Below are 13,847 nucleotides of genomic sequence, written 5' to 3'. Positions count from 1 at the left end.
TTTTAGGCACGTGTATTTATGAAAAAGCATAAAAAATTAAGCGAGTTGGCAGCAACTGCTATTTGTGGAAATGATATTAGTTCTTCCGTATTATACGTGTCTGCTTTGGCTATTGCTTTTGCTGGACAGTATGCCTGGATTACGTTGCTTATCGTGTCTTTGGTGCTTTTTTTGTTTCGAAAAATTTACGGAGAAGTCGTTGGTGCATTACCATTAAATGGAGGAGCTTATAATGCACTATTAAATACAACAAGTAAATTTATGGCCTCTTTTGCAGCCACACTAACCCTGTTGTCTTATATGGCTACTGCAGTTATTTCAGCAAATGAAGCCATTCATTATTTACATCATTTGGTGCCTTCCATTTCTGTAATAATTGCGACCATCATACTGCTTAGTTTTTTTGGAGCGCTCACTATTGTAGGTGTTTCAGAATCTTCCAAAGTCGCTATTGGTATTTTTCTTTTTCACTTACTGTCTTTTGCTATATTAAGTGGTTTTATTATTTTCTTCTTGATTAATAATGGCATTGGTTTATTTCTTGAAAATTGGCATTTCCCAACCACTTCAGGGAGTATAACCAAAGCCATTTTTCTTGGTTTTGCAGCTTCTATGTTAGGGGTTTCAGGATTTGAAAGTTCTGCAAATTTTGTAGAAGAACAACAGAAAGGCGTATTTCCAAAAACACTAAAGAATATGTGGATTGTAGTAAGTGTACTCAATCCGTTAACCGCATTGTTTGCACTGTCTTTATTTGCAATACCTTTATTACAAAGTGATGCATATCAAAATACACTTTTAATCGAAATGGCATCACATGTTGGTGGTAATTGGTTAGCGATTTTAATAAGTATAGATGCCTTTTTAGTACTTAGTGGAGCGGTATTAACAAGTTTTGTTGGTGTTTCTGGATTGTTAGAAAGAATGGCTTTAGATAGAGTTTTACCTCAGTTTTTTCTTAAGAAAAATAGTAGAGGAAGCTCGTATCGCATTATCCTAGTTTTCTTAATTTTAACCATTTCTGTTTTACTTATTACCAAAGGAAATGTAAAACTGTTGGCTGGTGTTTATACCATTTCCTTCTTATCTGTAATGACATTATTCGGAATAGGGAATGTACTTCTTAAAGTAAAAAGAAACAGTTTGCCACGTCCTGAAAAAGCAAGTTGGATTGCAATACTTATTGCAATTACGGCTGTGATTATAGCGTTAATAGGTAATGTAGTTATGCCTCCAATAGAAGGTGGTGCTAGTAATGTAGCTGTCTTTTTAGATTATTTTATTCCTGCTATTGTTTTTACAACGATAATGCTGAATAGAACTTTATTGCTAAAAGTGCTATTAAAAGTAATCCATACCATTTTTGATCCTGTTCGTAGTTTTGTGATGAAAACAGATAGTAAAATACTGGCAGTAATTGATACGATTAACTCTCAGGAATTTGTCTATTTTACAAAGGATGACGATGTGGAGACACTAAATAAAGTGTTGCTATATATTCAAAGAAATGAACATACCAAAAAATTAAAAGTCGTTACGGCAACTAAAAATGGTAACCCGATTACAGAACAATTTAGAAATGATATTGATGTCGTGGATAGAGAATACCCCTTAATTGAAATCGAGTTTATAGAACTAGATGCTAATTTTGGACCAGAACTAATCACTAAATTATCCAAAGAATGGAACATTCCAATCAACTTTATGTTTATCGGTTCGCCAGGAGACCATTTTCCGTATAAAATTGAAGAATTAGGTGGTGTACGATTAATCATTTGATGGAAGGTTTTTCCATTAGAAAGTCCAAATTTTAAAACGAATGTATTAAATTTATAAAAAAACCACTTTCCCATAATTTTTTAATGCAAACAAATAATTTTAACATAAAAGGGCTGACCAATGAAGAAGTATTGGCTGCACGAACTAAATACGGTTATAACAAGCTAGAAGCAAAAAAAGAGTATCCTTTTTTGGATGCTATTAAAAGTTTAGTAAAGGAGCCCATGGTTATTTTACTGTTGGTAGCTTCTTCCATTTACTTTATTAGTGGGAATATAGGAGACGGTATATTTCTTACGGCAGCTACAGTTCTTGTCGCCGCCATTTCCTTATATCAAGATTCTAGAAGTCGGAATGCTTTAGAGAAACTTAAAACCTTTTCAGAACCTAAATGTAAAGTCATTCGTAATGGCGAAACCGAGGAAATAAAAAGTGAATTATTAGTTGTAGGTGACAGCCTTATCCTGGAAGAAGGAGGAACTATCGCTGCAGATGGAATTATTGTCCATTCCAATGACTTTTCAGTAAATGAATCTATCCTAACCGGAGAATCTCTATCCGTTTATAAAGACAAAACAAAAGAAGATCATCAAGTATATCAAGGAACATTAGTTTCCGGCGGATTGGCTATTGTTACGGTTACTGCTATAGGTAGTGAAACGCAATTAGGAAAAATAGGAAAAAGCTTAGAAGGAATACAAAAAGAAAAAACGCCATTAGAATTACAGATTAACAATTTTGTAAAAAAAATGGCTATTATTGGTGCTGTTGTTTTTATAATTGTTTGGGGAATTAACTTCTACCATTCTCATAATATTTTAGATAGTTTACTGAAAGCTTTAACCTTAGCGATGAGTATTTTGCCTGAGGAGATTCCTGTCGCTTTCGCCACCTTTATGGCAATGGGAGCATGGCGATTAATGAAATTGGGAGTTATTGTGAAACAAATAAAAACGGTGGAAACTTTAGGTAGTGCCACTGTTATTTGTACAGATAAAACGGGTACTATAACCGAAAATAAAATGAGTCTTGCGAGACTTTACACTTTGTCTTCTAACAAAATATTCAAAATAGAGGATAGTTTTGGTGTTGCTGAAAAAGAACTAATTCGAATATCCATGTGGGCAAGTGAACCTATTCCTTTTGATGCTATGGAAATAGCCTTGCATGCTGCATATAAAAATACTAGCGAGATAGACGAACGTTCCCAATTCCAATTGGTACACGAATATCCTTTAGGTGGAAAACCACCAATGATGACACATGTCTTTGAAAACAAGCAAGGAAAAAGGATTATTGCAGCAAAAGGAGCTCCAGAAGCCTTAATGGCGATTTCAAATCTTTCCACTTTAGAAAAGGAACAAATAAATAATGCGATTAAAATAATAACATCAGAAGGATATCGTGTGTTGGGAGTGGCGGAAACGCATTTTGAAGGGAATGATTATCCAGAGAAACAGCAAGATTTTCCATTTCATTTTAAAGGAATAGTTGCTTTTTACGATCCGCCAAAGAAAAATATAGCATCGGTATTCGAAGATTTTAATTTAGCAGGAATAAAGGTTAAAATTATTACTGGTGATAATGCATTAACGACTAAAGCTATTGCCAAAGAAATTGGATTCAAAGGCTATGAAAAAAGTATTACTGGCGATGAATTAATGCAGCTAAATGCCACCGAATTACAGCAAAAAGTAGCAGACACTACTATATTTACAAGAATGTTTCCGCAGGCAAAATTAAAAATTATCAACGCTTTAAAAGCGAATAATGAAATTGTTGCCATGACTGGAGATGGTGTTAATGACGGACCTGCGCTAAAAGCGGCACATATTGGTATTGCGATGGGTAAAAAAGGAACTGAAATAGCGAAACAAGCAGCTTCCTTGATTCTATTGGAAGATGATCTATCCAAAATGGTAGATGCTATTGCTATGGGCAGACGGATTTATGCGAATCTAAAAAAAGCCATTCAGTATATTATCTCTATTCATATCCCAATTATTTTAACCGTTTTTATTCCTTTAGCCTTGGGTTGGGAATTTCCAAATATATTTTATCCGGTACATATTATTTTTTTAGAATTAATTATGGGGCCAACATGTTCTATTATTTATGAAAATGAACCGATAGAAAAAAATAGCATGCTTCAAAAACCGCGTCCGTTTACGGTTACTTTTTTTAACGGAAAAGAATTAGCCACGAGTATCGTGCAAGGTTTAATAATTACCTTGGGTGTGCTTATTGTATATCAATATGGCATTCAAAATGGTTATAGCGAAGCGCTAACACGAAGTATGGTTTTTACCACATTAATTTCCGCGAATATATTTCTAACCTTGGTTAATCGTTCTTTTTATTATTCCGTTTTAACGACCTTAAAATATAAGAATAAGCTAGTTCCATTAATAATTGGTATCACCATTGTTATTACAGTATCGTTGCTTTTTATAACACCATTCGCAAACTTTTTCACTTTTGAAACGTTAAACCTTTTTCAACTATTAATTAGCGTGGGAACTGGTTTTTTAGCTGTGATTTGGTACGAAGCTGTCAAGTGGTATAAACGTAAAAAAGCACAATAGTAAATGCGATTTCTATGGTGTTTATTTATTAATTAAAACGATATTTTTTAGGTTTAAATAATTTAAATATATTTTATATAAAAACAAATTAGAGGTAGTCGATTACACTAAAAAAAAATAGATTTTATGAAAATTGTGTCTTGGAATGTAAATGGAATACGAGCTATAGTGAAAAAGGATTTTTTTGAATCTATAGGGATTTTAAACCCAGATATTTTGTGTTTGCAGGAAACAAAAGCGCAGGATAATGAAGTGGAAAAAGCGCTGTTGTCGATGCATGGTTATGAACAGTATTATAATTCTGCAGATAAAAAAGGGTATTCTGGAACGGCCATTTTAAGTAAAACGAAACCACTGTCTGTTAGTAATGATATGAACATTTCAGAGCATGATACAGAAGGTAGAATACAATGTGCAGAATACGAAGATTTTTATTTAGTAAACGTTTATGTGCCTAATTCTGGTCAAAAATTAGATCGTTTAGACTATAGGCAACAATGGGATGCCGATTTTTTGAAATATTTAAAAAATTTGGAAAAGACAAAACCGGTTATTGTTTGTGGTGATTTTAATGTTGCACATAAAGCTATCGATTTAAAAAACGATGCATCTAATTACAATAAAACAGCAGGTTATACACAAATTGAAATAGACGGAATGGATCATTTTATCCAATCTGGATTTGTAGATAGCTATAGATATTTACATCCCAATACGATTGCATATACTTTTTGGAGCTATCGCTTTAAGTCTAGAGAGCGTAACACCGGATGGCGAATTGATTACTTTTTGGTAAGTAATTTACTAGTTGAAAAAATAGAAGCTACAAATATATTATCCGAATACTATGGTTCTGATCATTGTCCAATTAGCCTGGAAATCAATTTGTAAAACGCTTTACTTATTTAATGCTCATTAAGGAATTCTTTTAAAACATCTACTTGAAAGCTTCCTACAAGAGGTAAACTTTTATCGGCATTCAATATTACCAATCCATATCCTAAATGGGAAAGTTTGCAATCCTGAATAATTTGTTCATTTATTCCACTATATACTGGCATAAAATGTTTGTTTGTCTCCATACCAGATGTTTTTGCAATGCTAATGGCTGTTGCAACGGCATCTGTGATTTGGTCAGGAGATAATCCTTTTTGTAAAAGATCACTGGCCAAATGTGTCATATGTAAACTGTAGTATAAATCCATAAAATTATGAATAGTATCTGCCTCATTATATGTTTTAGTATATAGTAATAATTCCATAGTTGTTGTGCTTTAGTATTTTATGTTAAAAAATAACTACTGAAGAAATTGGGTTGTAAACTACAATGCTAATTTCTTCAGTAGTTATGATAATTATAGACCTTTTGCGTAATCAAAAACAATTCTTTTAAACGTTTTAAAATCTTTTGTAAACGTGTTCATCCTTGCTAAAAGTTGCGCGTGTTTTTCTCTGTAATTATAATCGGATAATCCTTTTTCGCCCAATTCAATTTTCGATAATAATTGCTCGTGTTCCATAACGCTTTCTTTTAAATCATCAAACAAATCAGCATGTACCTTGTCTAAGTTTTTTAGCATGTTTTCATATTCTGAATTGTTTTTTTCTGACCCTTCTTTTTTCTTTAATAAATCATTAAAAAATCTAATTTCATCTTTCCAGAAGTCAATAGTTTCTAGCCATTCTCTACTTTCAAAGTGTAAAACATCTAGTCCTGCACCAAGTAAATATTGTGTTTTTGGATTTGAAGTTGCTGTATTCATAATGGTATGTATTAAGTTGTATTATTTTATATTAATCGTTTGGATATCTATTGAAAAAACTTAGCTGTAAAGCTTTCTTCGCATCTTTTAAAAGTTGTGTTACTTCTTCCACTGTATTTTTTCGTATTTCGGCAATTTCTTCCAGCTCTAGTTTTTGGATGGTAGATAGTTCAAACACATTTCGCATAGCATATGGTAAGTTGTGTAATACCATTTCGATGTGATTTTTAATTTCTTCATCGCTTAAATCTGCATCTATTTTTTCAATCCAGCCTTTTTCTTTATTCTCAATAAATACATGATTTAAAGTGTAATCATTGTGATTGTAAGACCTGTCATCAAATTCTTCAATCAATCGTAAGTGTCCATCTCCTTCTGCATCCGAGCTATACTTTTCTTGCATAGCATCCCATTCTGGTCTAGAATAGTCATCAATGTTTTTAAAGAAAAAATCATCAAACTCTTCTTCTACAATAATATCATCCAACAATGCATTGGTTTTTTTAAATAGCCATAGATAAAAGTGTTCTTCTTTTTCAACCTCTTCAATATGGTCGTAAATTTCAATAAATAGTTGATCTATTATATCGTCAGCTTTATACTTGTTTTTGGAGAAATCCCCTTTTCTAATAGCAGCATTTAATTGTGTATTCACATACTGTCTTATTTGAGGCATTATTTTTAGCACTAATGCATTAAAGGAGGTTTGATCTCCTTCTTTTTTTAGTTTAATTAGATTCGGAAAGGATTTTGTTACGAATAATCGGAACTCCTTTTTATTTTCGAAATATGAAACATTTGTTTCCATGGTATAGGTCTTAAAAAGTTATATGTAAAGGTGGTAACTTAACATTAGATGTAAAATGACTTAGATCAGTTAATAAAAAAAAGATAGTTGGCTGACTTGTATCATTTTAAACTTCGATAAGCAGAAGTATATTTATATAAATTATTAGAGGTGTAGTGTTTAATTAAAAAACAACAACAACTTGATATTCATTTTTTTTAAGCCTAAAAATAGAACCTTATGAAGACAGATAATCACCATATACAAATTACTCATAAAGATAAAATTCTATTCCCTAATTCTGGAATACTAAAACAAGACGTAATGGCTTATTACGAAAAGATAGCCGATTATATCCTTCCTTATTTAAAGAATCATCCTTTAACCATGCAACGATTCCCCAATGGTATTGCTGAAGATGGATTCTTTCAAAAAAATGCATCTGCCTATTTTCCTGATTGGATAAAAACGGAAGAAGTTAGGAAAGTTGGAGGTTGGGTGAATCAAGTGATTTGTGACAATAAAGAGACACTCCTTTATTTAGTGAATCAGTATGTGGTTACTTTTCATATTTCATTAAGTAACATAGATAATATGGAGTATCCAGATACACTTATTTTTGATTTAGATCCTCCAAAAGAAAACTTTGCATTAGCAGTTGAAGGCGCTAAGGCTTTACGATTGTTACTAGAAAAGGATTTAGGTTTTACAACCTTTTTAATGACTACAGGTTCTAAAGGATTGCACGTTAATGTTCCCTTAAAACAAAAAGAAGACTTCAATAAAGTACATGCTTTTGCAAAGGATATATCCAATTATATTGCCATGCAAAACCCAGCTAAATTCACAACTGCAATACGCAAGAATAAACGCGAGGGACGTTTGTATATAGACTATCTAAGAAATTCTTATGGGCAAACAAGTGTTGCACCATATTCAGTAAGAGCTATAGAAAAGGCTCCTGTGGCTACACCTATATTTTGGAAGGAATTAGAGGATGAAAAGTTGCATGCACAGTTTTGTAATATTCAAAATATCTTTAAAAGACTAGAACAAATCGAAGATCCTTGGAAAGATTTTTCAACTTCTGGAAAACGCATTAAAAATGCTAGAAAGAAATTGGAGTTATTGGTGAAGTCAAGCTTGTAAAAAAAAAAATCTATAGAGGTAAATCTGCAATTTAATGTAGAACCTTATTTGTTATGAAATCCGTTTTGTTCCTCTGTTGTACTTTTATCTAGTCTTATATTTGGTAGACCAATCAAACCTCTTAAAAGACCATGAATAATTGCAATTGGTAATAAAAAGATACTTGTTATTAACGTTCCAAGTTCAAAAAACATAGAGCTGTCTTTGTACGGTTTGCCCTTTAGTCTGGATTGAAATGCACTAAACGGAATACCTAGCATATTGCCAACAGTTATTATTTGGATTACAGAAAGAATGACAAGTGTTTCTTTTTCACCATATTCTTTTACAACCACATCATAAGCATATTTTTTAGGAAAACCTCTGGAATCTGCAAAATGTTGGGCAAACATAATTGCTTTGGCTTCTTCTGGTTTTATAAAATGATCTTCGCCACTTAAAAAGCTACTTATTTCTTCACCACTCATACCTTGACGCAAGGCCATTTTAGTATGTCCATAGGAGCAGATAGCGCAACCGTTTACTTCCGTTACTGCCAATTGCAAACGTTTTGCAAAATCATTATCAACTAATTGGCTTTTGCTGTTCCCAATCATCTTTATCATTGCTCTAGGCAGGAAAACAAAAGCGCGATACATTTCCCGTAAACTGAACTTGTTTTTAAACTCGGTTTGTGGGCTTTTAACCTCTGATATTTCAATGGTATTTTTCATTTTCAGAATATATCAATTACTTTTTTAGTCAACTCTTTTATACTTGATTTAAAGAAAAATATTACGTTAAAAAAGGATTCTAAAAAAGTAAAGCAGTGACAAATTACCTTTAAGGAACCCTTTTCATAAATAAATACTCAATTACTACTAATCCATAATAGCAAAAGACACTTTTGTGGTCACACGATATTGAACTACTTGATTATTAGTAACTTTTGCCTCCATATCTTTTACGTAAACAGATTTAATGTTTTTTACTGTTTTGGAAACTTCTGCAACAACGTTTTTAACCGCATCATCAAAACTTACGGTAGAATTACCTAATACTTCAATTACTTTTAAAACAGACATAATATATTGATTTAATTATTAATATAAAACAAAAATAATTGGAATTCACGCCATGTCAAATGATTTGAGTCAGCCCGAAAATAATATTACATGAATCTATATTATTTCATAAAGCTCAATGAAGGCATTCTTTTATATATTTATATAAAAAGCTTGAAGTAGTTAGTAAGGCTCATAAAATGTAAATACTATTAGTTTGGATTGTTGTAAAATTAATTTTGCGTTTTTAAGAAAACTAAGGTGTTTACAAATCCCAGTTTTCTTTTTTAAAAGATTCCTCTATGGTGCTCTTATTCACTGTCTGTATTTAAAGACATGTTTACTCAATTCAACAAAACTTCATCAACTGATTCAAGTCATTTCGTCTCAAGACTATTCATTTTAAATTTGTTGTATAATTAATAGATTAGAAGCTTTTCTAAAATCCATAGTTAGGTATTTCTATCTATAGTTTTCAAATTAATTAATATCTAAAATTTAAAAAAATGAAAAAATTTATTTTAGGCCTAATTTTAATAGGGTTGACAATGCAATCTTATGGCCAAGGCGTGCTTTTTCAAGCAAAAATTAAAAAAGACAAAGTTCCAGGAGTCATTATTGAAGCCATCGATACTGACTTTGGTGATTTTGAAATGACGGAATTTTATGCAATTCCTATCGAATTCATTGAAGAAGAGGTATATGTAAATAGAAACATGGATGCTGAGGAAGACTATGAAACGTATCAAGTAATTTTGAAAGGAAAAAACAGTAAAATAGTGACCACTTACAATAAGGAAGGGGAGTTATTAAGTACCGTAGAGCACTTTAAAAATACGGCACCAAATTTAGAGGTTAGAAACGCTATGGCAAAAGCATTTCCTGGTTGGTTAATAACAAAGGATCATTATAAATTAACACACTATTCTGGCAAACAGAAAAAAGAACGATTTAAATTTATTATAACAAAAGGAAAAGAAAAAAAGGTGGTCTTTATGGATGGAAAAGGAGAAATCTTAAAAGTCCAAAAAAAATTAAACCTAGAATTGAAAAAAAAATGATATAAATACTAAATATCATTGCTAAATATTTTAACAACAAGCCTTGTGTTTTGTTGTAAGTAAAAAAGGAAGTCTTCATTGGTTGGCTTCCTTTTTTTATGCAATATCCTTTTACATTAATGAATAACGATTACGACTATGAAATGTTTTAATTTTTTTTAAAAAAATATTTATCACATCGATTTTTTTGAAAATTCGCAAAATACAATCCATTTACTATTTCGTTATAGAAGCAACAATCCTGAGATTGCAATAAAAAAAGAGCAAAATGACTTTAGTCATTTAGAATAGAAAACAGAATGAGTATTTTTAGGATGAAATTAAATAAATGAAAATATGGAATCGCGTATCAAAAAGTTTAGTGAAATTGCTATTAGTGATATAAGTCTTGTAGGAGGGAAGAATGCTTCTCTAGGAGAGATGTATAATAAGTTAACCTCAAAAGGAGTTCGTGTTCCAAACGGATTTGCAACAACTTCTGCAGCTTTTTGGGAGTTTTTAGAGGGGAATGAGATTCAAGAATCTTTAAAAGTACTTTTAACTCAACTCGACAGAGCGTCCTATTCTAATTTAGAAGCTATTGGAGAACAAGCTCGTAACTATATTTTAAATGGAACTTTTTCAGCCGTTTTTTCAGATGAAATAAAATCCGCTTATAAAAATTTATGTAAAGAAAGTAATTGTGCGGTTGCTGTAAGAAGTAGTGCCACAGCCGAAGACTTACCAGATGCTAGTTTTGCAGGACAACACGAAACCTTTTTAAATATAAAAGGCGAACAAGAATTACTAAAGGCAATTAAAAAGTGCATGGCATCTTTATATACCAATCGTGCTATAAAATATCGGGAAGACAAAGGTTTTAAGCATGATACCATAGCTTTATCTGTTGGCGTGCAACTTATGGTTCGTTCTGATAAAGGATGTTCTGGAGTGGGTTTTACCATAGAGCCAGAGTCTGGTTTTAATAATATAATTCACCTTTCTGGTGTTTGGGGTTTAGGGGAAAACATTGTGCAAGGTGTTGTAAGTCCAGACGAATATTATGTCTTTAAACCAAGTTTGAAAACGAATAAGTATCCCATCATTCAAAAAAAATTAGGAGATAAGAAGTTAACCATGATTTATTCAGAATCTTCTAATGACATTGCAACCATAAATATAGAAACCCCTGAAGAAAAACAACAACAATTTGTATTAACAGATGCAGAGGTAGTTATTATGGCAAAGTGGGCAAAATGTATAGAAGACCATTATCAAAAAGCAATGGATATTGAATGGGCAAAAGACGGTTTGTCTGGAGAGTTGTTTGTTACACAAGCGCGACCAGAAACGGTGCATCAAACAAGAAATAAAAATATCCATATTGAATATAATTTATTAGAAAAAGGGGAATTATTATCGCAAGGAAATGCGGTAGGATCTAAAATAGCAGTAGGAAAAGCACGCCTTCTAAAATCTCCAAAAGATGCAGATCAACTATCGTCAGATACTATTATTGTGACAGATACGATTACGCCAGATTGGGATCCATTATTAAAACAAGTAGCAGGTATAATAACTAACAAAGGAGGTAGAACAAGTCATGCTGCTATTGTAGCTAGAGAATTAGGTGTTCCAGCAATTGTTGGATGCGATAATGCTACAGATATTATCCAGAATGGTGAAATAATAACGGTTACTTGTTCCCAAGGAAAAACGGGATATATCTACCAAGGAAAGTGTGCTTTTGAAAAAAAAGAAATTGATTTTTCAAATATTAAACTACCCAAGACCGAAGTGAAAATGATACTTGCCGATCCAGAAAATGCATTCCAACTATCGTTTTATCCAAATAATGGAGTAGGATTGTTACGCATGGAATTCATTATCACACACTTGGTAAAAGTGCATCCTATGGCTTTGGTAAAGTTTAATACTATAGAGGATGTTGCCATTCAAAAAGAGATAATCGAAATTACTAAAACCTATTCTGAGAAAACGGAATATTTTGTAGATAAGTTATCACAAGGTATTGCAACTATTGCAGCTGCTTTTTATCCTAAAGAAGTCATTGTACGACTAAGTGATTTTAAAACCAATGAATATGCCAATTTAATTGGTGGAGCTCAATTTGAACCTAAAGAAGAGAATCCAATGTTAGGTTTTAGAGGAGCGTCACGCTACTATAGTGATCTGTATAAAGATGGATTTGCATTGGAATGTAGGGCGATTAAAAAAGTACGTGAGGTTATGGGACTTACTAACCTAAAAGTAATGGTGCCGTTTTGTAGAACAATAAAAGAAGGTGAAAAAGTATTGGTCAGTTTAGAGAATAATGGGTTGAAACGAGGTAAAAATGGACTGGAAGTGTATACTATGGTAGAGATTCCTAGTAATGTGATTTTGGCGGAACAATTTGCTGAAATATTTGATGGATTCTCCATAGGTTCTAATGATCTTACCCAACTAACATTAGGTATTGATAGAGATTCGCAATTAATGGGTAAGCTATTTGACGAAAATGATCAAGCAGCAAAAAAGATGATTTCCATGGCAATCCATTCCGCGAAAACAACAAAAACTAAAATTGGTTTGTGTGGTCAAGCACCTAGTGACTTTCCAGAATTTGCAACTTTTTTGATTAACGAAGGTATAGATAGTATTTCTTTTAATCCAGATGCTTTATTACAAGGTATCGAAAATATGAATAAATCAGAAAAAAGTATTTTGGATAAAAAGCCAATGCCTAATTAGAAAAAAAAAATCCAATTGGAAGTCATTTTACAGCAATCAAATATCCATTAATTTAGTTATATCATTAATGCCATATCGTTCTTTAAAAAAAATAGAAGTATGATTTTTTATGGTGGTAATGCATTTAAAATCGAGATGGTATGAAAAGTATGTTATACATTTTATACCTTATCAAGGTATCAAGGTATCAAGGTATCAAGGTATCAAGGCATCAAGGCATCAAGGTATCAAGGTATCACGGAATCGATGGATACAAACTGCTATAAGTAGAAAATAAAGCATGTATAATACTTGTAAAACAACCAATATGTTTGGGGTTTTGCGACTTAAAGCTAGAACGTATTTAGTACTTATCTTATATTTTTTTTATAACACTTTTAACTCCTTTTTGGTGCCTCTAATTATTAATAAGTAGCGTCCAAGTTGTAATGCTTTTAAATTTAATGCAGCACTTTCAGGGTATATTCCTAAGCCTCTTAAAATTCCATAAGGCCCCGTTAGCATGGCGCCAATTTCTTTGCGTTCTATTTCTTGTAAAAATGTGGATACAAGAAATCCTGTAATGAAAATGGTACCAATATCAGGATTGGAAAGAATGCCAAAGTCTATCGGGTATGGAAATAACGCTTTGCATTTTGTTTCCATTTCCTCTTCTAAAGCAGTTAAATTTTTAGTAGCATCCAAATGTTCTTCATCAAACTTACCAATAATAGAGATTTGTTGATTTTTATTCTCAGGTAGGTTCATCCCTTTTATTAGTGCTTCTATTTGCTGAAATTTTGGATATGATTTTATAAAAATGCGCTTTTGGGTTGTTTCTCTTATTTTAGATTCCATGGTAATTACTTATTGTAGGTCTAAAGTAAGATGATTTGTCTCAAAAAGGAATGACTTACATCATTTGGCTATTTTTTTTTATCCTGTTATTAATTTTTGTCAGAGTGACC

General features: G+C 32.0%; 12 protein-coding genes. 6 read left to right on the top strand and 6 right to left on the bottom strand.

Annotated elements, in window-relative coordinates; all coding sequences use genetic code 11:
* The first annotated feature begins 18 nt into the window (after positions 1 to 18).
* The 3 genes from FG167_RS16810 (at position 19) to FG167_RS16800 (ending at position 5,255) form a co-directional block, all read left to right on the top strand.
* The gene (locus tag FG167_RS16810; protein WP_203459367.1) at positions 19 to 1,779 is read left to right on the top strand and encodes an APC family permease; all 1,761 of its coding nucleotides are present in this window, start codon (positions 19 to 21) and stop codon (positions 1,777 to 1,779) included.
* An 83-nt stretch (positions 1,780 to 1,862) separates the two neighbouring features.
* Positions 1,863 to 4,364, top strand: coding sequence for a cation-translocating P-type ATPase (locus FG167_RS16805; RefSeq protein ID WP_203459366.1), 2,502 nt, complete (start codon positions 1,863 to 1,865; stop codon positions 4,362 to 4,364).
* 126 nt (positions 4,365 to 4,490) lie between these two features.
* A complete protein-coding gene (locus FG167_RS16800; protein ID WP_203459365.1) occupies positions 4,491 to 5,255 on the top strand; it encodes an exodeoxyribonuclease III in 765 nt (254 codons plus the stop codon).
* 14 nt (positions 5,256 to 5,269) lie between these two features.
* On the opposite strand, the gene FG167_RS16795 is transcribed toward FG167_RS16800, so the two are convergent.
* The 3 genes from FG167_RS16795 to FG167_RS16785 all read right to left on the bottom strand — a co-directional run bounded on the left by FG167_RS16795 (position 5,270) and on the right by FG167_RS16785 (position 6,935).
* On the bottom strand, positions 5,270 to 5,626 hold the full coding sequence (locus FG167_RS16795) for a hypothetical protein (RefSeq protein ID WP_203459364.1): 357 nt from the start codon (positions 5,624 to 5,626) through the stop codon (positions 5,270 to 5,272).
* A 93-nt stretch (positions 5,627 to 5,719) separates the two neighbouring features.
* Positions 5,720 to 6,127: a hypothetical protein gene (locus FG167_RS16790; protein ID WP_203459363.1), complete on the bottom strand. Its 408-nt coding sequence runs from the start codon at positions 6,125 to 6,127 to the stop codon at positions 5,720 to 5,722.
* Positions 6,128 to 6,158: 31 nt separating this feature from the next.
* Positions 6,159 to 6,935: an RNA polymerase sigma factor gene (locus FG167_RS16785; RefSeq protein ID WP_203459362.1), complete on the bottom strand. Its 777-nt coding sequence runs from the start codon at positions 6,933 to 6,935 to the stop codon at positions 6,159 to 6,161.
* Between the two features lie 219 nt (positions 6,936 to 7,154).
* Between FG167_RS16785 and ligD the strand changes: the two genes are divergently transcribed.
* Positions 7,155 to 8,063 (top strand): non-homologous end-joining DNA ligase, encoded by a 909-nt coding sequence (gene ligD, locus FG167_RS16780; RefSeq protein WP_203459361.1) that lies wholly within the window; start codon positions 7,155 to 7,157, stop codon positions 8,061 to 8,063.
* A 44-nt stretch (positions 8,064 to 8,107) separates the two neighbouring features.
* Here ligD and FG167_RS16775 read toward each other — a convergent pair whose 3' ends face one another.
* On the bottom strand, positions 8,108 to 8,776 hold the full coding sequence (locus FG167_RS16775; RefSeq protein ID WP_203459360.1) for a carboxymuconolactone decarboxylase family protein: 669 nt from the start codon (positions 8,774 to 8,776) through the stop codon (positions 8,108 to 8,110).
* Positions 8,777 to 8,923: 147 nt separating this feature from the next.
* Positions 8,924 to 9,127, bottom strand: coding sequence for a dodecin family protein (locus FG167_RS16770; protein WP_194507748.1), 204 nt, complete (start codon positions 9,125 to 9,127; stop codon positions 8,924 to 8,926).
* 485 nt (positions 9,128 to 9,612) lie between these two features.
* Here FG167_RS16770 and FG167_RS16765 point away from each other — a divergent pair, with 485 nt between their 5' ends.
* Both FG167_RS16765 and ppsA read left to right on the top strand, forming a co-directional pair.
* The gene (locus tag FG167_RS16765) at positions 9,613 to 10,167 is read left to right on the top strand and encodes a hypothetical protein (protein WP_203459359.1); all 555 of its coding nucleotides are present in this window, start codon (positions 9,613 to 9,615) and stop codon (positions 10,165 to 10,167) included.
* 336 nt (positions 10,168 to 10,503) lie between these two features.
* Positions 10,504 to 12,900 carry a phosphoenolpyruvate synthase gene (gene ppsA, locus FG167_RS16760; RefSeq protein ID WP_203459358.1) on the top strand — a complete coding sequence of 799 codons (2,397 nt, stop codon included), beginning with the start codon at positions 10,504 to 10,506 and terminating at the stop codon, positions 12,898 to 12,900.
* A gap of 366 nt (positions 12,901 to 13,266) precedes the next feature.
* Here the strand turns inward: ppsA and FG167_RS16755 are convergent, their stop codons facing one another.
* The gene (locus FG167_RS16755) at positions 13,267 to 13,737 is read right to left on the bottom strand and encodes a hypothetical protein (protein ID WP_203459357.1); all 471 of its coding nucleotides are present in this window, start codon (positions 13,735 to 13,737) and stop codon (positions 13,267 to 13,269) included.
* Between the last annotated feature and the right edge of the window lie 110 nt (positions 13,738 to 13,847).

Origin of the sequence: Lacinutrix sp. WUR7, from assembly GCF_016864015.1 — a bacterium.
In the GTDB taxonomy this organism is placed as follows: domain Bacteria; phylum Bacteroidota; class Bacteroidia; order Flavobacteriales; family Flavobacteriaceae; genus Oceanihabitans.
Note: the sequence above shows the minus strand (reverse complement) of the source record. Positions and strands in the feature narration are given on the sequence as shown.